Source organism: Streptomyces sp. NPDC014907 (assembly GCF_055562975.1).
In genome coordinates this window covers 809,114-829,139 of record NZ_JBVHEG010000001.1, presented here as the reverse complement: position 1 = coordinate 829,139, position 20,026 = coordinate 809,114, and the positions used below count along the sequence as shown (strand labels likewise).

At 75.3% G+C, this 20,026-nt stretch carries 17 protein-coding genes; 12 read left to right on the top strand and 5 right to left on the bottom strand.

Annotation, left to right across the window (positions count from 1 at the left end):
• Positions 1 to 102: 102 nt before the first annotated feature.
• Positions 103 to 720 (bottom strand): 2-oxo-4-hydroxy-4-carboxy-5-ureidoimidazoline decarboxylase, encoded by a 618-nt coding sequence (locus ACZ3IL_RS03700; protein ID WP_467386195.1) that lies wholly within the window; start codon positions 718 to 720, stop codon positions 103 to 105.
• 288 nt (positions 721 to 1,008) lie between these two features.
• Here ACZ3IL_RS03700 and ACZ3IL_RS03695 point away from each other — a divergent pair, with 288 nt between their 5' ends.
• Positions 1,009 to 2,646 (top strand): beta-N-acetylhexosaminidase, encoded by a 1,638-nt coding sequence (locus ACZ3IL_RS03695; protein ID WP_467386193.1) that lies wholly within the window; start codon positions 1,009 to 1,011, stop codon positions 2,644 to 2,646.
• 120 nt (positions 2,647 to 2,766) lie between these two features.
• Complete coding sequence (locus tag ACZ3IL_RS03690; protein ID WP_467386191.1) at positions 2,767 to 3,411, top strand: DUF4328 domain-containing protein; 645 nt, start codon at positions 2,767 to 2,769, stop codon at positions 3,409 to 3,411.
• A gap of 84 nt (positions 3,412 to 3,495) precedes the next feature.
• On the opposite strand, the gene ACZ3IL_RS03685 is transcribed toward ACZ3IL_RS03690, so the two are convergent.
• Complete coding sequence (locus ACZ3IL_RS03685; RefSeq protein WP_467386189.1) at positions 3,496 to 4,257, bottom strand: Clp protease N-terminal domain-containing protein; 762 nt, start codon at positions 4,255 to 4,257, stop codon at positions 3,496 to 3,498.
• Positions 4,258 to 4,813: 556 nt separating this feature from the next.
• Here ACZ3IL_RS03685 and ACZ3IL_RS03680 point away from each other — a divergent pair.
• Positions 4,814 to 5,476 (top strand): RNA polymerase sigma factor, encoded by a 663-nt coding sequence (locus tag ACZ3IL_RS03680; RefSeq protein WP_467386187.1) that lies wholly within the window; start codon positions 4,814 to 4,816, stop codon positions 5,474 to 5,476.
• Positions 5,476 to 6,726 (top strand): hypothetical protein, encoded by a 1,251-nt coding sequence (locus tag ACZ3IL_RS03675; protein WP_467386185.1) that lies wholly within the window; start codon positions 5,476 to 5,478, stop codon positions 6,724 to 6,726. Before ACZ3IL_RS03680 ends, ACZ3IL_RS03675 begins: the two co-directional genes overlap by 1 nt.
• Before the next feature lie 153 nt (positions 6,727 to 6,879).
• Here the strand turns inward: ACZ3IL_RS03675 and ACZ3IL_RS03670 are convergent, their stop codons facing one another.
• Complete coding sequence (locus ACZ3IL_RS03670) at positions 6,880 to 7,788, bottom strand: L,D-transpeptidase family protein (protein WP_467386183.1); 909 nt, start codon at positions 7,786 to 7,788, stop codon at positions 6,880 to 6,882.
• Positions 7,789 to 8,059: 271 nt separating this feature from the next.
• On the opposite strand from ACZ3IL_RS03670, the gene leuE reads away from it, so the two are divergent.
• On the top strand, positions 8,060 to 8,716 hold the full coding sequence (gene leuE / locus ACZ3IL_RS03665) for a leucine efflux protein LeuE (RefSeq protein WP_467386181.1): 657 nt from the start codon (positions 8,060 to 8,062) through the stop codon (positions 8,714 to 8,716).
• A 37-nt stretch (positions 8,717 to 8,753) separates the two neighbouring features.
• Complete coding sequence (locus ACZ3IL_RS03660) at positions 8,754 to 9,575, top strand: MerR family transcriptional regulator (RefSeq protein WP_467386179.1); 822 nt, start codon at positions 8,754 to 8,756, stop codon at positions 9,573 to 9,575.
• Between the two features lie 134 nt (positions 9,576 to 9,709).
• On the opposite strand, the gene ACZ3IL_RS03655 is transcribed toward ACZ3IL_RS03660, so the two are convergent.
• Complete coding sequence (locus tag ACZ3IL_RS03655) at positions 9,710 to 11,038, bottom strand: polysialyltransferase family glycosyltransferase (RefSeq protein WP_467386177.1); 1,329 nt, start codon at positions 11,036 to 11,038, stop codon at positions 9,710 to 9,712.
• Complete coding sequence (locus ACZ3IL_RS03650) at positions 11,035 to 12,081, bottom strand: glycosyltransferase family 2 protein (RefSeq protein ID WP_467386175.1); 1,047 nt, start codon at positions 12,079 to 12,081, stop codon at positions 11,035 to 11,037. Before ACZ3IL_RS03650 ends, ACZ3IL_RS03655 begins: the two co-directional genes overlap by 4 nt.
• 219 nt (positions 12,082 to 12,300) lie before the next feature.
• Between ACZ3IL_RS03650 and ACZ3IL_RS03645 the strand changes: the two genes are divergently transcribed.
• From ACZ3IL_RS03645 to ACZ3IL_RS03620, 6 genes are all read left to right on the top strand, one after another.
• Complete coding sequence (locus ACZ3IL_RS03645; RefSeq protein ID WP_467386173.1) at positions 12,301 to 13,590, top strand: DUF6716 putative glycosyltransferase; 1,290 nt, start codon at positions 12,301 to 12,303, stop codon at positions 13,588 to 13,590.
• A 92-nt stretch (positions 13,591 to 13,682) separates the two neighbouring features.
• The gene (locus tag ACZ3IL_RS03640; RefSeq protein ID WP_467386797.1) at positions 13,683 to 14,963 is read left to right on the top strand and encodes a cytidylyltransferase domain-containing protein; all 1,281 of its coding nucleotides are present in this window, start codon (positions 13,683 to 13,685) and stop codon (positions 14,961 to 14,963) included.
• Positions 14,960 to 15,853, top strand: coding sequence for an N-acetylneuraminate synthase family protein (locus ACZ3IL_RS03635; protein WP_467386171.1), 894 nt, complete (start codon positions 14,960 to 14,962; stop codon positions 15,851 to 15,853). Before ACZ3IL_RS03640 ends, ACZ3IL_RS03635 begins: the two co-directional genes overlap by 4 nt.
• Positions 15,850 to 16,917 carry a hypothetical protein gene (locus ACZ3IL_RS03630; protein ID WP_467386169.1) on the top strand — a complete coding sequence of 356 codons (1,068 nt, stop codon included), beginning with the start codon at positions 15,850 to 15,852 and terminating at the stop codon, positions 16,915 to 16,917. Before ACZ3IL_RS03635 ends, ACZ3IL_RS03630 begins: the two co-directional genes overlap by 4 nt.
• 238 nt (positions 16,918 to 17,155) lie before the next feature.
• Entirely contained in the window at positions 17,156 to 18,376 is a 1,221-nt protein-coding gene (locus tag ACZ3IL_RS03625; RefSeq protein ID WP_467386167.1) for an amidohydrolase, read from the top strand.
• 552 nt (positions 18,377 to 18,928) lie between these two features.
• Positions 18,929 to 19,987, top strand: coding sequence for a BMP family lipoprotein (locus tag ACZ3IL_RS03620; RefSeq protein WP_467386165.1), 1,059 nt, complete (start codon positions 18,929 to 18,931; stop codon positions 19,985 to 19,987).
• Positions 19,988 to 20,026 lie beyond the last annotated feature (39 nt).

The window sequence follows — 20,026 nt, the reverse complement described above, 5'->3', positions numbered from 1 at the left end:
TAGCGACGAGTCGTCGGTTCGCTCGCGCGGGGTCCACAGGTGTGATCAAACAGGCACGGACGGGCTATCGCGCGGGCCGGAATCGTCCCGTTCCGGGCGTCGTCACAGCTCGGAGCGGCCGGAGGCGGCCCCGCCGGCCATCCGGAAGGCCAGCCGGGCGCGGGCGAGCCGGCGCAGTTCCTCGGCCGCGACCACCCGTTCCTCCTCCGCTTCGTTGCCGAGACGTGACCGGATGCCGGTCAGGACCCGGTCCAGCCGCTCTCCGGGACGCACCCCGTCGAGGCTGATCACGAACGCGTGCCCGAAGCTGCTCTCGTACGCGGCGTGCGCGGCCCGCAGCGCGGTCCGGGCCGCGGGCGGGGCGCCGGGGTGCGGCGGCGCCGGGCACTCGGCCGCCAGGGCCCCGTCGAGGTCGGCGCGGGACAGGTCGTAACCGGCCTCGTCGGCCGCGGCGAGCAGCGCGTCCACGGTGGGGTACGGGCGGTGCGCCGCCACCCGTTCGGCCCAGCGGAGGCTGTGGCAGCAGGAGAGCAGCAGCTCCACGGCCTCGGCGGGGGCGGCCGCGTTGAATCCGGCGAGGCCGTCCGGGGGCGGCGGGAGGGTGCCCCGGGCGGATATGGCGGGGGTGTCCCGGGGGCCCGGTTTCCGGCAGGGGGCTTCGGTGTCGCTGGTCAGCGTGGGCTCCGGTGCTCCGGGAGGAAGGGGGTGGACGTGACGCAACGTTACCGACGGGACGGGGGACGTGTCCGACGGATGCGCGATTTTCACCCGGAAGGGAGAGTTTCGGAACGGGTGATGGACGCCGGGGTCCCGGCGGGCCCCCTCCCGCGCGGACGGTGGTCCTCCGGTGGGCCGGGCCCTCCCCGGAGGGCGGGCTTCCGGTCGGTCGCGCCATCCTCGGACGAAGGACTTCCGGTCGCTCCCTCCCCCGGCGGAGGATGGGCTTCCGGCAGCTCCTCCGTTCCGCCCCCCGAGGGGCCGGACCGCTCGCCCTACGGAAGGATTCCCATGATGCGGCACTCCATACGGGGGCCCCGGCGGGGCCCCGCGCTCCTGGCGACCGCCGTGGCACTGGCCACCGCGGCGGCCTGCTCCGGCGGCGGTCCGTCGGGCCCGGCCGGTTCCCCCTCCGCCGCCCCGCCGCCCGGCGCGGGCACCGGCGCGACGCCCACGGACGCGCCCCCCTCCCCGACCCCGACGCCCACCCCGACCCGTACGTACCCCCTCTCCGCGGCGCCCCGCACGGTCCCGGCCGTCCGCGCCCACGAGCCCGCCCGGGGCCCCGGCTGGAAGCCCGCGGGCGCGGGCGGGGTCGTCGTCGCCGCGAACAGCGGGGGTCTCGCCGACGAGGGGAAGCTGCTGGCCGGGGAGCTGGGCGTCCCCTACCGGGGCGCCGTCGCCGCCGGCCCCGGGGACGTCGAGCTGGCCCTCGGCGGGAAGGGCGCCCCCGAGTCGTACACCCTCACCGTCCGGGACGGCCGGGTCCGGATCAGCGGCCCGGACGAGGCCGGGGTCTTCTACGGCACCCGCACCCTCAAGCAGTCGGTGCGGGCGACCGGCGCGATGCCCGAGGGGACGGTCACCGACCGGCCCGCCAAGCCGCAGCGCGGCCTCAACCTGGACATCGCCCGCAAGCACTTCACGGCCGCCTGGATCGAGGACCGCATCCGCGAGATGGGCGACCTCAAGCTCAACCAGCTCGGTCTGCACCTCTCCGACGACCAGGGCTTCCGGATCGAGTCCGAGAGCCACCCCGAGGTGGTCTCCGCGCAGCACCTCACCCGGGCCGAGGTGCGCCGCATCCTGGCCCTCGCCGCCGAACGGCACGTCACCGTCGTCCCCGAGATCGACTCCCCGGGGCACCTCGGCGCCGTCATCCGCGCCCATCCCGGCCTCCAGCTCCGCAGCGCGAGCGGCCGGGCGCCGCGCGGCGCCGTCGACATCGCGGACCCGGAGTCGGCGAAGATCGTCGACGACCTGCTGCGCGAGTACTCCCGCCTCTTCCCCGGCGCGTACTGGCACCTCGGCGCCGACGAGTACGTGGCCCTGATGGCGAAGGACCCCGAGGCCACCTACCCGGACCTGGCGCGCGCCGCGAAGGCGAGGTACGGGCCCTCCGCCCGCGTCCAGGACCTGGCCACCGGCTGGCTCAACGACCGCGCCGCCGTCGTCCGCCCCACCGGCAAGACCCTCAAGGCGTGGAACGACGGCTTCTTCACGGGCGGGGTGGTGGACGCGGCCCCGGACCTGGAGGTCGAGTACTGGACGGGCAAGGAGATCGGCGCCCGGCAGCCCGTCTCGTACCTGAGCCGGGGCCGGAAGATGGTCAACCTCAACGACGAGTACCTGTACTACGTCCTCGGGCAGCCGAACGACTTCACGTACCCCACCGGCCGCCGGATCTACGAGCAGTGGACCCCGCTCGTCGTGCGCGGCACGAGCCCCGTGCCGGCGAAGTACGACGCCCAGATCCTGGGCGCGCGGTTCGCCGTCTGGTGCGACCTGTCGAAGGCCCAGACCCCGGCACAGGTGGCGAACGGCATCCGGCTGCCCCTCGCGGCGCTGTCCCAGAAGGTGTGGAACCCGTCGAAACCGACGACGAGCTGGGCCCGGTTCCAGGAGCTGGCGGCGAAGGTACGGGGCTGAGCAGGACTTTTGGCGTGGACGTACCGACTTCGCGTCGCGTACGTTCCCCCGGCGGCGGTCGTCCGGCCGCCCGGCGCCCCGGGGAGGGGCGCCGTCTCGTTCCTGGGGGGAACAGCTTCCGTGCTCCGCAATCCGAACGGCCTCTCGTACGCCGTCGTCATGCTGCTCGGCATGACCGCCTTCGTCGACCTGCTCGGTCTCTACGCCACCTTCGGGCTCCGGACGGCGGTCCCGGACGCCTCCGGGGGCGACGTGGCCCCGCTGGACGACGCGGTCGTCTTCCTGGGCGTGGTGGGAGTGCTCCAGTTCCTCGCGCTCCTCGTGACCGGCATCCTCTTCATCGTCTGGTTCCACCGGCTGCGGCGGAACGCCGAGGTGTGGGCCGGGGACCTGCAGGAACGGAAGCCGGGCTGGGCCATCGGCGGCTGGTTCGTCCCGATCGCCAACCTCTGGATTCCGCGCGGGGTCGCCGCGGACATCTGGCGGGCGAGCCGCGCCGAGCCCTCGGCGGCGGACCGGCCGGGCGAGTTCAGGCTGCTCAACTGCTGGTGGGCGCTCTTCGTGGTCAGCACGTTCGTGACGCAAGCGGCGAGCAGGACGTACGAGCGGGCCGAGACGTTCGAGGCGTACGCGTCCGCCGCGAACTGGCTCCTCGCCAGTGACGCCCTCGACATCGCCGCGGCCGTCTCCGCGATCCTCGTCGTCCGGCGCCTCACCGCCCTGCAGCACGCGAAGGCCACGGGCGCGGTCCCGGTCGCGCAGTAAGGGAGGAACGCCCGGGGCGGGGCCGCCGCCGGGGCCCGGGTCCGGACCGGGGTCCGGACCCGGGCCCCGGGCGCGGACTTCCGGCTAGGACTCCGCTCCGGTCTCCGTCTCCGTCTTCGGTGCCGGGACCGCGAGCGACGCGACCGCCTCCGAGATCTCCCGCTCCGCCCGCTCCTTGTCGAGACCGAGCCCGCTCAGGACGCCCTGCCCGTCCTCGTGCTCCAGGAGCGCGAGCAGGACGTGCTCGGTGCCGACGTAGGGGTGGCCGAGGCGCAGGGACTCGCGGAGCGTCAGCTCCAGGACCTTCTTCGCCGCCGCGTCGTACGGGACGAGGGCGGGCGGCTCCTCCACGGCGGGCGGCAGGGTCGCCGTGACGGCCTCGCGGAGCCGGTCGGGGGACACGCCCCGCGAGGCGATCCAGTGTGCCGCGAGCCCCTCGGGCTCGGCGAGCAGGCCGAGCGCCAGGTGGGCGGGGGTGATCTCGGCGTTGCGGGCGGCCGTGGCCTCGTTCTGGGAGGCCATGACCACGTTCCGCGCCCGGGGGGTGAAGCGGGCGAACCCGGCGTTCGGGTCCGCCTTCTCCGCGTCGGGCTCCTTGGGCACGAACCGCTTCTGGGCCGCCTGGCGGGTCACGCCCATGCTGCGGCCGATGTCGGTCCAGGAGGCGCCGGAGCGCCGGGCCTGGTCCACGAAGTGGCCGATGAGGTGGTCGGCGATGTCGCCGAGGTGGTCCGCCGCGACGACCGCGTCGGAGAGCTGGTCCAGCGCGTCGGAGTGGACCTTCTTGATGGCCTCGATGAGTTCGTCGAGGCGGACGGGGATCTTCGGACGTACGGGCTGCGTCATGAGGCAACCGTAGGTTGACGCTGTGGGGGTGTCAACCGTTGGTTGTCAGTTGCCGGGGCATGCGTCGGCCCCGGAGGCCCGAAGCCCACGGCAAAGGGGAGGGAGAGGGGGAAAAGAGAAGACGACCGGGGCCGCCACCCCCCACAGGAGAGGCCCCGGTCGTCGTCGACGGAGCCGCAGCACGGTTCCGTATTCCTTTCAGCGCCGGGGGAGGGCTTTCTGTCACACCGCCCGTCACACCGTCCGTCGCACGGCACGTCACACCGTCCGTCGCACGGCACGTCACGCCGCCCGTCACACCGTCCGCCGCACGGCCCGTCACACCGTCCGTCGCACGGCCGTCGCACCGCCGGTCCCCTCGCCCGTCGCACCGCGCCCGGTCACCGGAAGGTTGCGAGTTGGCCAGGGGAGCCGGGCCGCGTGGACGCGGCGCCGGGGCACGACGTAGCGTGCAGGTGCGCCGGGACCGCGCGGCCGTGAGGTGCCGGACGGCCCCCGGGCGGCGTGACGGCGACGACCGGCCGTGACGACGCGACCGACGAACAGGGTTTGGGGAGTGCTGGGGGACGACGCGGAGCTGACGGCCGCGGTGCTCGCCGCACAGCAGGGGGACGAGGACGCCTTCCGCGCTGTGTACCGCGCCGTGCACCCCCGGCTGCTCGGCTACATACGGACACTGGTCGGCGAGACCGACGCCGAGGACGTGGCCTCCGAGGCCTGGCTCCAGATCACCCGCGACCTCGACCGCTTCGGCGGCGACGCGGACCGCTTCCGGGGCTGGGCGGCCCGGATCGCCCGCAACCGCGCCCTCGACCACATCAGGATGCGCGGCCGGCGCCCCGCCGTGGGGGGCGACGAGACCGAACTCGCCGACAGGCCCGCCGAGTCCGACACGGCGGACGAAGCGCTCGCGGCCCTCGCCACCGGACACACCATGGACCTGATCGCCAGGCTCCCGCAGGACCAGGCCGAGGCCGTCGTGCTCCGCGTGGTCGTCGGGCTGGACGCCAAGAGCGCCGCCGACACCCTGGGGAAGCGCCCCGGCGCCGTGCGCACCGCCGCGCACCGGGGCCTCAAGAAGCTCGCCGAACTCCTCGGGGCCGACGGCGGGACCGCGACCCCGCTGGACGGCGTGCCTCCGCAACGCGGCCGGAGGCCGGGGCCGATCGCCCCCGACGGTGTGACGCGAACACGGCCGTGTACGCAGAAGGACATGTGATGGCCGACGACCGGTACCAGTGGCTCGACCAGGAGACCGCGGAGCGACTGCTCCGCGGCGACCCGGCCGGACCCGCCGCACCCGCCGGCGACCCCGCGCGCTCCCCGGCGGCCCGCCTCGCCGAAGCGCTCGACGCGGTCCGCGCCCCCGCCGCCGGGGACGGCGCCGAACTGCCGGGAGAGGCGGCGGCGCTCGCCGCCTTCCGCGAGGCCGCGGCCGCCCGCGCCGCCGCCCCCGGGAAGACGGCCCCCGCCGGCCCGGGCCGGGCGCGCCCCGCCCGCGCCGCCTTCCCGCCCCGCCGCTGGGGCCGCTCCGCCCGGTACGGCCTGGCCGCCGCGGTCGCCGCCGTCGCCGTCGGCGGGGTCGCCGTCGCCGCCGGCACCGGCATCCTGCCCCTGACCGACCCCGCGCCCGCCACCTCCGCCACGGCGCGGGACACCGCGCGGCCCCCCGTCCCCCCGGGGCCCGGGACGCTCCGGGACCCCGGCACTCCCGGAGGACGGCCGCGCGGCGGCGACCCCGCGCCCGGCGCGTCCCCCTCCGCGGACGCCGGCGCGGGCGGCGCGGACACGGACGCCGGCGGCACCGCGTCGCCGGGCACCCTGTCCCCGGGCGGAAACGGCACCGGCGGCCCGGGGCGGAACGGCACCCGGGGGCCGGGCGGCGGAGCGGACCCGGACGAGGAGGACGGGCCCGGCCGTACGGGCGGCCAGGAGGGGTCCGGCGGCGCGGACGCCCGGGAGAAGGCCGTCAAGGCCTGCCGGGCCTTCCGCGCGGGGAAGCTCGACGGCAGCGGACGGCGGCAGCTCGCGAACGCCCTGCGCGACGGCGAGACCCTGCGCCGCTACTGCGACCGCGTCCTCGCGGGTCCCGCCGGGAACGTCCCCGGCAGCACGTCCCCGGCCGGCCCCCGGGACGACGCGGGGGACGACGCGCGGGACCACTCCGGGGACGCCCCGGAGGACGGCGGCGGGCGCGGCGGCAAGCAGGAGCCCCCGGCCCCCGGGACCGCGGGCGGGAACAAGGGCGGCAACGGAAGCGGCCGCGCGGGAGCCCGGCTCCCGGCGGGGTCCTCCGCCGGGCGGTCCTCCGCGGCCTCCCCGGCGCCGGTGGACGCCGCGCGGGCCGGAGGAGCGGAACAGAGCGGGAAGGCCGGGAAGCGCCAGGAGACCGGGAAGGCCGGGAAGCGCGAGGACACCGGGAAGGCCGGGAAGAACGCCGTTCCGGCGCGCGTGCCGCTGCCGGTGTAACACTTCCCGGCCCGGCGGCGCAGTAAGGGATGCCGACTGGTCATCGGCCGCGCAACGAGCCGGGGTTCCCCCCGTACCTGCGGCTCGGCGCACACGGCGCGGGTGGGACACGTTCCCCCGGTCCCACCCGCGCCCCTTCCCTCCCCGGTGCCGCTACCAGTGGACGACCACCTTGTCCCCGACCCTCACCCGGTCGAAGAGAGCCGCCAGCTTGGCCCGGTCCCGGACGTTGACGCAGCCGTGCGAGGCGCCGTTGTAGCCGCGGGCCGCGAAGTCCGACGAGTAGTGCACGGCCTGGCCGCCGCTGAAGAACATCGCGTACGGCATGGGCGTGTGGTAGATCGTCGACGTCCACTCGCGGGCCTTCCAGCCCACGCTGAACGTGCCCTCCCGGGTCGGGGTGTTCTCCGAGCCGAAACGGACGTCCATGGAGGAGACGACCTTGCCGTCGATCATCCAGGCGAGGGTCCGGCTCTCCTTGCTGATGCACAGGACCCGTCCGGTCAGGCACGCCGGGGCCGGGGCGTCCAGGGCGTTGGTGGTCGACGGCTTCAGCTCGCCGGCGGTCGGCTTCCGGCTCGCCGCGAGCAGCCGCTGCCAGGTCGTCCCGTCCACCGAGCCGGTGCCGGGCAGCCCCCGCTTCTTCTGGAAGCCCTTGACCGAGGCCGCCGTCATGGTCCCGTAGAAACCGGTGGGGGCGCGGTCGAAGAGGCCGAGCTGCCGCAGCCGGGCCTGGAGCTCGCGCACCCTCTCGTTCTCGTCCCCGTCGTCCATCAGGACCCGGGCCGCCGGCCCGCCGCCGGCCCCCGGGGAAGCGGCGGAACCGGACGGCGCGGGAGACGGAACGCGGGACGGGGCGCGGGAGGGGGCGGCGCCGGGAGCGGCGGGCGCCGACGCCTTCGCCGGGGGCCGCGCGGAGCCTGCCCCCGTGCCCCCGGCGCTCACCGCGCTCCCCGTGCCGGCCGCCTGGGCCGTGCACCCCGCGGCGAGCGCCACCGAGACCCCCACCAGTACCACTCTGCGCACGACGCCTCCGCGTGCGACGGCCCTGGACCACTTCATCATCGTCCCCCCCCGGGAAAAGCTTCTGTACGGAGGGGGATGCTTCCCGCGCGCGTACGGTTGCGCACCCGGGCCGCGAGCCGTCCGCCGCGCGGGAGGGACGGACGCGCCCCCCCCGCCGTCCCCGGCCCTCCGCCCGCAGCCGCCCCCGGCCTTCCGCCGTCCCCGGCCCTCCGCCGTCTCCGGCCCTCCGCCGTCTCCGGCCCTCCGCCGTCCCCGCCCTCGCGGAACACGGCGGCGCGGGACCGCGCGCGCGTGCGACACTCCGCGCATGCTGGGTGTCACCGATCTGCCGACCTATCTCGCCGGCCTCGTCCTCATCATCCTCCTGCCGGGGCCGAACTCCCTGTACGTCCTGTCCGTCGCCGCCCGCAGGGGCGCCCGGACCGGGTACAGGGCCGCCGCCGGGGTCTTCACCGGCGACGCGGTCCTCATGACCCTGGCCGCACTCGGCGCGGCCTCCCTGCTCCGGACCACCCCGCTGCTCTTCATGATCGTGAAGTGGGCGGGCGCCGGGTACCTGGCCTGGATGGCGTACGGGATGCTGCGGACGGCCCGGTCGACGTGGCGCTCGCGCGCGGAGACGGTCACGGAGGAGCCCGCGGGCGCCCCGGCGTCCCCCGCCGAGCGCCCGTACCGGCGCGCGCTGGTCATCAGCCTCCTCAACCCGAAGGCGATCCTCTTCCTGCTCTCCTTCTTCGTGCAGTTCGTGGACCCCTCCTACGCCCACCCGGCGCTCTCCTTCCTGCTCCTCGGCGCCCTGCTCCAGCTCGGCAGCTTCCTCTACCTCACGGCCCTGATCCTCGGCGGCACCCGTCTCGCCGCCGCCTTCCGCCGCCGTCGCCGGCTCTCCGCCGGGGCGACCTCGGCGGCCGGCGTCCTCTTCCTCGGCTTCGCCGCGAAGCTCTCGCTCGGCAGCGCCGTTTGACCCTCACACCGTGTGAGGCCGTTCCGTGGGGGCCGTCATGTTCACCATCGGAGACTTCGCCCGGCACGGGCGGGTGTCGGTCCGGATGCTGCGTCACTACGACGCCGTCGGACTGCTGCGCCCGGCCCGGGTCGACCCGCACACGGGCTACCGCTTCTACACGGCGGACCAGCTCGCCCGGCTCAACCGCGTCATCGCGCTCAAGGACCTCGGCTTCACCCTCGAACAGGTGGGGGCCGTCCTCGACGAGCGGGTCGGCGCGCACGAGCTGCGGGGCATGCTGCGCCTGCGCCAGGCCGAGCTGGAGACGGCCCTGGCGGAGGCGCGCGCCCGGCTCGTCCGGGTCGGCGCGAGGCTCCGGGCCATCGAGAGCGAGGGACGCATGCCCACCCAGGAAGTCGTCGTCAAGAAGATCCCCGCCGTGCGGATCGCCGAACTGAGCGCGGTCGCCGCGAGCTTCGGCCCGCAGGACGTCTCCCCCGTCGTCGGGCCGCTGTACGGGGAGCTGTGCGGCCGGCTCGACGCCGCGGGCGTCACCGGCTTCGGCCCGGCCGTCGCGTACTACGAGGACGCGGGGCGGGGCGACGGCTCGGTCGTCGTCCACGCCGGCACGGCCGTCCCGGAGGGCACGGCCGTGGAGGGCGTCCTCGTGCACGTGCTCCCCGGCATCGAGGAGGCGGCGACCGTCGTCCACCACGGCGCGATGGACGACGTGCTGCCGACCGCGCAGACCCTGGCGACCTGGATCGACGCCAACGGCTACGCCTCCGCCGGGTACGCCCGCGAGCTGTACCTGGAGTGCCCGGAGGACCCGGCGCTGTGGGTGACCGAGTTGCAGGAGCCGGTCGTCCGCGCCTGACCGGCCGTGCGGGCCGCGCGCCCCCGGCCCCCGTACGGGTTTCGGGACCCCGTACGGGCTCCGGGACCCCGTACGGGCTCCGGAACCCCGTACGGGCCCGGGACCCCCGTACGGGACCCGGAGCCGCCCCCGGGTCACCGCTTCAGCGCCCTGCGCAGCCGCAGCGCACGCCGGGCCAGGCGGCGGACCTTCGGGTGCCGGGGGAGGGGGAGGCCGCCCGGGAGGTTCAGGACGGTGAGGCGGCGGAGGCCGAAGTGGTGCCGGGTGCGCTCGGCGAGCGGCCCCGACAGGTGCCGCACCGCCGCCTCCCGCAGCTCCGGCCGGATCTTCGGCTGCATCGCGAAGCCGACCGCCGCGACCAGGTCGTTCAGCTCCTCCGTACCGAGTTCGCCGCCCCGCTCCGTACCGTCGCCGGACAGCGGCGGGACCACCGCGTCCACGACCGTCAGCGGGACGCGGTTGCTGTTCTGGAACGGGGTGAGCCGTTCCAGCAGGGCGCGCGTGCCGACCCGGGCGACCGGGAGCCCGTAGAAGGTGCGGGCCGTGAGCAGCGCCGTCGAGAAGCAGCCGACGACGAGGGCGGGCCGCAGCTCGCGGTAGAGCACCTCCGCGAGGACGGGCCGGTCCTCGACCGTCAGCTCCGCGCCCAGCTCCTCCGCCGCGCGCACCAGCGCCCGCGACCGGGCGTCCGGGGCCGTCGGGTGCGGCTTGAAGACGAGCCGCCGGTGGCCCCGGGCGACCGCGCCCCTGACCATCCGCAGGTGCAGCTCCTCCTCCTCGGCGGCGGTCAGCAGGTTCAGGGCCGCCAGGTACTGGCCGAGGAGCAGCGCCGGGCCCTCCTCCGGGACCGCCCCGGGGGCGGCGGGGCCCGCCAGTTCCCCGACGCACCGGGTGAACGCCTCCGTCGGCACGGTCTCCGGCACCGCCCCGAACTCCCCGAGCAGCAGCGGCGTGAGCCCGGGCACGAGGTCCAGGTGCAGCAGCCGCGTCACGCGCCCGCCGACGAGCGGGTCGATCTTGTTGCGGGTGGGCCCGTAGCTCATCAGGCCGTCCGCGTACACCGTGATCGGCGCCTCGGGGAACAGCTGGGCGACGGCGAGCGCGGGCGTCACCTGGATCGACTCCAGGGCCAGCTCGACCCGGTCGTCGCCGAGGTCCCAGAGCGTGCGCAGATGGCGCTGGAGGAGCGGCAGGTCGCTCGCGCGGGGGGTCCAGCCGCCCGGGTGGAGCGGGGAGATCGTCTCGTTCCAGGAGAGGACCGAGTCGAAGCGGCCGCGCAGCCGCGCGAAGCCCTCGGCCTCGTCCGGGGCGGGCGTCGTCTCCGGCACGGGCGCGTTGTTGGTGACCAGGAGGAGGCGCCGGCCGGCGGGGCCGAAGCGGCCGCTGTCGATGGCGGCGGCGAGCGTCACCACCCCGTAGAGGGTGGAGGCGCAGAAGATCTGGGTGGTGCGGCGGGGGCTCACGCGGCGGCCTCCGACGGCGCGGCGGCCGGCGGGCCGGCCGGTCCCGCCCCGGGTCCGGACGGGTCCGGTCCCGCCGGCGGGGGCGCCGGCCTGCGGCGGCGCAGACGGCGCAGCAGGGCCGCGCGGTCGCCGCCCATCGCCGTCAGGACCTCGTCGAGGACGTCCTGCGGCATCCGCCGCAGCGCCCCCGCGCTCGTCGCCCTCAGCCGGCGCGCCACCTCCGGCTCGAACCGCTCGACCGAGCCGTTGTGGTGGGCGATCACCGCGCAGTAGGTGCGCACGGCCTTCGGCAGGAGCCGGTCCGCCTCCGGGTCCCGCGCCGTCTCCTCGATCACCTGGTCGAAGGCGCGGATGAAGTCCAGCTGCCGGACGTCACCGATCTGGGTGAGGGAGGTCGCCACGCCGCGCCGGTAGAAGACGCCGAGTTCGCCGACGGCCGCGAAGGACTCCGCCTCGCGGTGCAGCCGCCAGATCCACGGCCGGTCCTCGGCCGTCCGCAGACCGGGCGGGAAGTGCAGCAGCCCCCGTTCGAGGAGCCGCCGGTGGTAGATCCCGGCCCAGGCGTACGGGTAGTCGACCGAGGTCGTCCGGTGCGACGGCAGGATCGCGTCCCGGGGGCGCAGCACCTCGCCGCGCCGGGGGACCGGCACCCGGCGGACCGCGCGGGCGCGGCCGGTGACGGAGACGTGGTCGGTGCGCAGGAAGTCGCAGCCCAGTTCCTCGGCCGCCGCCACGAGCCGCCCGTAGTGGCCGGGGGAGAGCCAGTCGTCCCCGTCGAGGAAGGCGACGTATTCGCCCCGGGCCGCGTCGAGGCCGGTGTTCCGGGCCGTGGCGAGGCCCTCGTTGCGCGCGTGCCGGATCAGGACGGCACCCGGGACCTCGCGCGCGGCCCGTTCGAGGAGCTCCGGGGTCCCGTCCGACGAACAGTCGTCGACCAGCAGGAACTCGAAGTCCTCGCGGGCGTTGGCACGCAGGCTCGTGAGGGTGTCGGGAGCGTATGTCTGCACGTTGAAGAACGGCACGACGACGGAGAGCTTGACCACGCGGCCGACGCTAGGGGCCGCCCCGGCACACCCCCCGACCGGCGGAGGGATGTCCGGTGAACACCGGGCGGCGGGCTGATTAACCGCCTTTCCCGGGGGCGCGAACCGGCCCCCGGACGACCGGAACCCGACCCGCTTCAGCTCGCGGCGGCGGCCTGTTCACCGTCTGTTGAAGCCGAGTTGGGCCGCGCAGCGGAATGCCCTTCTAGCGTCCTCGGCGTGCCAGCAAGTACCAGAGAAGCGGTACGGATCGCCGTATTGGCCGACTCCGACACCCGGTGGAAGTGGGGCGCCCTCACCGCGCGCCGCATCACGGCGCCGAGCGCCGAGCCCACCGGTTTCGTCCTGCGCGGACGGGCCACCCCCACCGCCCGCCAGCTCGCCGAGACCGGGGCGTCCACGACCGCACCGCGCGAGGTGACGGGCGCGGAGTTCCTGCGCGAGGTCCGGGACGCGGAGGCGCGCGGCGAGGGGTACGACGTCCTCGTCCTCGCCCTCGTCGGCGGCACCGTCCGGGCGGTCCTCCAGGGGCTGGCCGACCTGCGCCCGAAACGGCGCCCGGTGGTCGTCACCGGCTACGTCGGCGTGGTCTACGAGAAGCTGACCGACGGCCTCCTGCTGCGCCACGGCGCCGACGTCGTCCTGGCCAACTCCCGTCACGACGCGGAACGTTTCCGTGCCGTGTACGAGGGCGTGGGCGCCGGGGCCGACGCGGTGGTGGAGGCCGCGCTGCCCTTCCTCGGCGGCGCCCCGTACGCCCCCCTGGCCGGCCGCGACACCCTGGTCTTCGCCGCCCAGCCCTCCGTCCCCGCCACCCGCGCCGAACGCGCCTACGTCCTGCGGCGGCTGGCCGGACACGCCCGCCTCCACCCGGACCGCGAGGTCCTCCTCAAACTCCGCTCCAAACCGGGCGAACACACCACGCACCTGGAGGAGTTCCCGTTCCAGAAGCTGGTCCGCGAACTCTCCCCGCCCCCCAACTTCCGCCTGGTGTACGGGCACATGGGGGAGGTCCTCGACCGCACCGACCTGCTGGTCACCGTCTCCTCGACGGCCGCCCTCGAAGCCCTCCACCGGCGCGTCCCCACCGCGATCCTCACCGACCTGGGCGTCCGCGAGGCGCTCGGCAACCACCACTTCGTCGGCTCCGGCCTGCTGACCTCCTTCGACCGGCTCGACCGGGGGGCCGTCCCGGAGCCCGACGAGACCTGGCTCGCCCGCCAGGGCGTCGCGTCCGACAGCCCGTACGAGAAGGCCTTCGACGCGGTCCGCGACCGGGTCGCGGAACTCCTGGCGCTCCCCGCGCTGCCCCCGATCAGCCCCTACTACACCGCGGAGACGGCCCCCGGCTACCTGCCCGGCATCCTCGCCCGCCACCGCCTGGACGTCACCGCGCCCGCGCCCCGCGAGAGCGGGCTGCGCCGGGTCGTCCGGGAGGCCGCGCGGGGCGCGTACCGCCACGGCGTGCAGCGCGTCGCCCCCGTCGTCCGCCGCCTGGGAGACCTCTGATGTCCTCGACCGCGCAACCGGCCACCGCGCCGACCGCGCAACCGGCCACCGCGCCGGCCGTGCAACCGATCACCGCGCCGGCCGTGCAACCGATCACCGCGCCGGCCGCGGAGCCCGTCGCGGTCCCGGTCCCGGCCCCGCAGACCGCGGCCGCCCCCGGGGCCGTCCCCACCGTGCTCGCCGTCGTGCCCGCCCGGGGCGGTTCGAAGGGCGTGCCCGCCAAGAACCTCGCCCCGGTGGCCGGGGTCCCCCTGGTCGGCCGCGCCGTCCGCGCCTGCCTCGGCGCCCGCTCCGTCACCCACGTCGTGGTCTCCACCGACGACGACGCCATCGCGGCGGCGGCCCGCGCCGCCGGCGCCGGGACCGTGCGGCGCCCCGCCGGGATCGCGGGCGACACCGCCACCAGCGAGGCCGCCGTCCTGCACGCCCTGGACGCCTTCGAGGCCGCCCACGGCCGCCCGGCCGACGTGGTCCTCCTCGTCCAGTGCACGAGCCCCTTCCTCACCTCCGCCGAGATCGACGGGACCGCCGGCCGCGTCCTGTCGGGCGCCGCCGACACGGCCTTCACGGCCGCCCCGTCGCACGGCTTCCTCTGGCGCGAGACCGAACGGGGCGCCGAGGGCGTCAACCACGACAGGGCGCGCCGCCCCCGCCGCCAGGACCGGGAGCCCGAGTACCTGGAGACCGGCGCCGTCTACGCCATGGCCGCGCCCGGCTTCCGCACCCACGGGCACCGCTTCTTCGGCCGCACCGCGCTCGTCGTCACCGACCCCGCCCGGGTCCTGGAGATCGACGACCCCCACGACCTGGCCCGCGCCCGCGCCCTCGCGCCGCTCCTCGACGCGCCCGTCACCCCCGGCCTCGCCGACGTCGACGCGGTGGTCCTGGACTTCGACGGCACCCAGACCGACGACCGGGTCCACCTCGACGCCGAGGGACGCGAGTTCGTCTCCGCGCACCGCGGCGACGGCCTCGGCATCGCCGCCCTGCGCCGCGCCGGCCTCCCGGTCCTCATCCTCTCCACCGAACGCAACGCGGTCGTCGCCGCCCGCGCCCGCAAGCTGAACGTGCCCGTCCTGCACGGCGTCGACCGCAAGGACCGCGCCCTCAAGGAGTGGTGCGAGACCGAGGGCGTCGACCCGCAGCGCGTCCTCTACGCCGGCAACGACGTCAACGACCTGCCCTGTTTCCACCTCGTCGGCTGGCCCGTCGCGGTGAGCAGCGCCCACGACTCCGTACGGTCCGCCGCCCGCGCGGTCACCGTCGCCGCCGGCGGCGCCGGGGCGATCCGCGAGATCGCCGCCTGGCTCCTCGGCCCCGAACTCGACACCCCCGCACGCCCCGCCCCGCACCCTGAGGAGATCCCGTCATGAGCACCCGTCTGCGCACCCTCGGCACCAGGACCGCCGGCCCCGGCCGGCCCGTCTACGTCACCGGCGAGATCGGCATCAACCACAACGGCGAGCTGGAGAACGCGCTCGCCCTCATCGACGTCGCCGCCGACGCCGGCTGCGACGCGGTCAAGTTCCAGAAGCGCACGCCCGAGATCTGCACCCCCCGCGACCAGTGGGACATCGAGCGGGACACCCCGTGGGGCCGGATGACCTACATCGACTACCGCCACCGCGTGGAGTTCGGCGAGGACGAGTACCGCGCCATCGACGAGCACTGCCGCGCACGCGGCATCGACTGGTTCGCCTCCCCGTGGGACACCGAGGCCGTCGCCTTCCTGGAGAAGTTCGACGTCCCCGCCCACAAGGTCGCCTCCGCCTCCCTCACCGACGACGAGCTGCTGCGCGAGCTGCGCGCCACCGGCCGCACGGTCATCCTCTCCACCGGCATGTCGACGCCGAAGCAGATCCGGCACGCCGTCGAGGTCCTCGGCAGCGACAACATCCTGCTCTGCCACGCCACCTCGACCTACCCGGCCAGGGCCGAGGAGCTGAACCTGCGCGTCATCCAGACGCTCCGGGAGGAGTACCCGAACGTCCCGATCGGCTACTCCGGCCACGAGACCGGCCTCCAGACGACCCTGGCCGCCGTCGCCCTCGGCGCCGCCTTCGTCGAGCGCCACATCACCCTCGACCGCGCCATGTGGGGTTCCGACCAGGCCGCCTCCGTCGAGCCCCAGGGCCTCCAGCGCCTGGTCCGCGACATCCGCACCATCGAGACGGCCCTCGGAGACGGCGTCAAGAAGGTCTACGAGTCCGAGCTCGGCCCGATGAAGAAGCTCCGCCGGGTCCAGGGCGCCGTCGCCGCATGACCGGGCAGCTGGCGTTCGTCGAGAGCCCGGTCCAGCTCCTCAACGTCCTGGAATGGGCGCACGTCCGGGCCCAGAGCACCGGAGCGCCCGCCGCCCCCGGCACGGCGCCCGCCACTGCCCCCCTCACGGTCGTCGTCCTCTCGCCGACCGACCCCATGTCGCGGGGCCAGCTGCGCCGGATGGCCCGGCTGGCCCGCGACGAGGGCCTCACCGTCCACTGGCAGGAGGCCCGCGGCGGCCGGGGCGCCCTGGTCCGCACCCTGCGGCGGCTCGCCGGGCCGCTGCGCTCGGCGGAGCGGGTCGTCGTCGGGGACCCGTTCTCCCGGTACGTCCAGCTCCTCCTGACCCTCTTCGCGCCCCGGCACGTGACCGTGGTCGACGACGGCACCGCGACCATGGAGTTCGCCGCCCGGCTCGGCAGCGGCGAACGCCTGGTCCGCTGGCACCGCGCCGGCGTCCTCGGCCCGCGCGAACTGGTGCTCGCCCCCGTGACCGCGCTCGCCCGGCGGCGGCTCGCCCCGGCCGGGAGCCGCACCGTCGAGGTCTTCACCTCGCTGCCCGTGGAGGCCCCGGAGGGCGTCGCGGTCACCGGGAACGGCTACGCCTGGACCCGGAGCCGCTTCGGTCCGCCGCTGCTGACCGGCGGCGCGGACCTGGTGGGCACCTCGCTGGTGGAGACGGGGGTGGTCGACGCCGACCACTACGTCCGCGTGGTGGGCGGGCTCGCCCGCGCCCACGGCGCCACCCGCTACTTCGCCCACCGCAGGGAGGGCGCGGGGAAGCTGCACCGGATCGCGGTGGAGACGGGCCTCCAGGTGGTCCGGCCCGAACTCCCCCTGGAACTGGTCGCCCGGCGGGGACCGGTCGGACGCACGATCGTCAGCTTCCCGTCCACCGTCGTGCACACCCTGCCCCTCGCCCTGGCGGGGACGGGCGTGAAGGTCGCCGTCTGCGAGGTCGCGCCCGCGTGGCTGCGGGCGACCGCGTCGCCAAGGGCGCGGGGCTTCCTCTCCGGCGTGACGGGCACGGCGGCCCACGAGGTGGACCGGCTCGAATACGGATGAGCGGCCGGCCCGGACCGGGGCGGCCGGCGGAAGGCGCCCGGGGACCGGCGAGGACCGGCACACACCGGCGAGGACCGACACGCGCCGATACGCACCGGCAGGACCGCTCCGAAAGCGGGTGAGCTTACCCACAGGAAGGACCCCTCAAGCCCCGAAAACAAGGGATCTTTCCCCTAACGGGTTGAACTTTTCGTGATCAACGGGCAGTTGACCGCCCCGAAGGCCTACCCTTCAAAAGGTGAACCAGTCCAAGTCCCGTGAGCCAGGCTCCGCCACTCTGCCCGGAAAGCTGTCCGACTCCCTGCGCGCCGAACTGATCGCGTTCCGCAGAGACCTGCACATGCACCCCGAGCTGGGAAAGCAGGAGTTCCGTACGACCGCCGCGCTCAAGGCCCGCCTGGAGGCGGCCGGACTCGCGCCGCGGGTCCTCCCGGCCGGGACCGGACTCGTCTGCGACATCGGCACCCCGGACCCGGCCCGGCCCGTGCTGGCCCTCCGCGCCGACCTCGACGCGCTCCCCATCCCCGACGTCAAGACCGTCGCCTACCGCTCCACCGTGGCCAACCGCGCCCACGCCTGCGGACACGACGTCCACACCACCACCGTCCTCGGCGCCGGCCTCGTCCTCGCCGGCCTCGACCGGCAGGGGCTCCTCCCGAACGCCGTGCGGCTGATCTTCCAGCCCGCCGAGGAGGTCCTCCCCGGCGGTGCCGCCGACGCGGTCGAGGCGGGCGTCCTGGACGGCGTCGGCCGGATCATCGCCGTCCACTGCGACCCCAGGGTCGACGCGGGGAAGATCGGCCTCCGCGCCGGTCCCATCACCTCCGCCTGCGACCGGCTCGAAGTGACCCTCGACGGCCCCGGCGGCCACACCGCCCGGCCGCACCTCACCACCGACCTGGTCACCGCCGCCGCCCGCGTCGCCACCGACGTCCCCGCCGTCCTGGCCCGCCGCGTCGACGCCCGCTCGGGCCTCTCGGTCACCTGGGGCCGCATCGAGTCCGGCCACGCCCCCAACGTCATCCCGCAGCACGCCGAACTCTCCGGCACCGTCCGCTGCCTCGACCTGCCGGCCTGGCGCGACGCGCCCGACCTGGTGCACGCGGCCATCGACGAGATCGCCGCCCTGCACCGCGCCAAGTCGACCGTCACCTACGTCCGGGGCGTCCCCCCGGTCGTCAACGACACGGCCGTCGCCGAACTGCTCCGCGACGCCATGACCGTCCGGCGCGGGGCGCAGGCGATCGAGGACACCGAGCAGAGCCTCGGCGGCGAGGACTTCTCCTGGTACCTGGAGCACGTCCCCGGCGCCATGGCGCGCCTCGGCGTCCGCGTCCCCGGCGACACCCGGGTCCGCGACCTCCACGCCGGCGACTTCGACGTGGACGAGAGCTGCATCGAGACCGCCGTGGAGCTCTTCACGGCGGCGGCCCTGATCGACGGCCTGCCGCAGCCCTGACCCCGGCCGCCCGGACGCGGCTCCGGGCCCCGGGCCGTCACCGTCCGGGCGGGTGGGCCGGCGTCCGGGCGAGAAGGCCCGCGTCCGGGCGGGTGAGCCGGAGTCCGGCCCCCGCCCGTCCGCCCGTTCGGGCCCCGCCCGTCCCTCGCCCGTCCGCCCGTCCGGCCCCCGCCCGTCCGGCCCCCGCCCGTCCGAACCCCGCGCACCCGGCCCTTGCCCGTATGGACCCCGCCCACCCGGACGCCGCGCACCCGGACCCCGCCCGCGCACCCGGCCCCACCCGTCCGGCCCTCATCCGTCCGGCCCACCCCGCACACCCGGTCGGCCGAGCGCCCGGCGTGTCGGCCGTACGCCCCCGGAAGCGCCCCCGTCCCCGCCGGTATAACCGGCGGTACCGGCCCGAACGCCCTCGGTGGCCCGGCAGGAGCCGGTTCGCGACGATCCGATAACGACTCATGAACGGGTCTTTAACTGACATCTACGCGCGTTACGATCGCCGCGAAACCAGCGCCGGAAGAGGCGCTTTCGGTCAGTCTTGAAGGGACCCTCCTCTTGCGCCGGATCACCAGGATCACGACCGTGGGCATCGCCTCCGCGGCGCTCGCCCTCTCCGCCACCGCGTGTGGCAAGTCCTCGTCGGGCTCCGGCTCCAGCTCCAGCTCGGACACGAAGTCGGTCACCGCCGCCATCGCGTACGACATCGGCGGCCGCGGCGACCAGTCCTTCAACGACGCCGCCTACGCGGGCCTCCAGAAGGCCGAGAAGGAGCTGGGCGTCAAGGGCAAGGAGGCCGAGCCCTCGGCCGGTGAGGGCGACGCCGACAAGGTGCAGCGCCTCACCGCCCTCGCCCGCTCCGGGAACAACCCGGTCATCGGCGTCGGCTTCGCCTACGCCCCGGCCATCGAGAAGGTCGCCAAGGCCTACCCGAAGACCACCTTCGGCCTCATCGACGACACCTCGGTGACCGCTCCGAACATCGCCAACCTCGTCTTCAACGAGGAGCAGGGCTCCTACCTGGCCGGCGTCGCCGCCGCCAAGGCGTCCAAGACCGGCACCGTCGGCTTCATCGGCGGCGTCGAGGTCCCGCTGATCAAGAAGTTCGAGGCGGGCTTCGCGCAGGGCGTCAAGGACACCAACCCCAAGGCGAAGGTGCTCGTCCAGTACCTGACCCAGCCGCCGAACTTCGACGGCTTCTCCAAGCCCGACCTCGGCAAGGCCGCCGCGCAGGGCCAGCTCGACAAGGGCGCCGACGTGATCTACGCCGCCGCCGGTCTCGCCGGTTCCGGCTCGATCGAGGCCGCCGCGACTGCGGGCAAGTGGGCCATCGGCGTCGACTCCGACCAGTACAGCCAGGCGGGTCTGGCCAAGTACAAGGACCACATCCTGACCTCGGTCACCAAGGACGTCTCGGACTCCGTCTTCAACCTGATCAAGTCGGTCAAGGACGGCAAGCCGCAGACCGGTGAGGTCCGCTACGGCCTCGCCCAGGACGGTGTCGGCCTGGCCGACTCCAACCCGGCGTACAAGAAGATGACCGACGTCACCGCCGCCGTCGAGAAGGCGAAGAAGGACATCGTCGACGGCAAGATCACGGTCAAGACCGCTCCGTAGGGAACCGCAGGTCAGCGACCGCTGGGCCCGGTCACGGTG

Bases quoted from the DNA above. Each gene is read 5' to 3' on its own strand.
- ACZ3IL_RS03660 (WP_467386179.1), top strand. From the start codon at position 8,754: ATGTTCACCATCGGAGACTTCGCCCGGCACGGGCGGGTGTCGGTCCGG.
- ACZ3IL_RS03685 (WP_467386189.1), bottom strand. From the start codon at position 4,257: ATGACGCAGCCCGTACGTCCGAAGATCCCCGTCCGCCTCGACGAACTC.
- ACZ3IL_RS03670 (WP_467386183.1), bottom strand. From the start codon at position 7,788: ATGAAGTGGTCCAGGGCCGTCGCACGCGGAGGCGTCGTGCGCAGAGTG.
- leuE (WP_467386181.1), top strand. From the start codon at position 8,060: ATGCTGGGTGTCACCGATCTGCCGACCTATCTCGCCGGCCTCGTCCTC.
- ACZ3IL_RS03675 (WP_467386185.1), top strand. From the start codon at position 5,476: ATGGCCGACGACCGGTACCAGTGGCTCGACCAGGAGACCGCGGAGCGA.
- ACZ3IL_RS03695 (WP_467386193.1), top strand. From the start codon at position 1,009: ATGATGCGGCACTCCATACGGGGGCCCCGGCGGGGCCCCGCGCTCCTG.
- ACZ3IL_RS03635 (WP_467386171.1), top strand. From the start codon at position 14,960: ATGAGCACCCGTCTGCGCACCCTCGGCACCAGGACCGCCGGCCCCGGC.
- ACZ3IL_RS03630 (WP_467386169.1), top strand. From the start codon at position 15,850: ATGACCGGGCAGCTGGCGTTCGTCGAGAGCCCGGTCCAGCTCCTCAAC.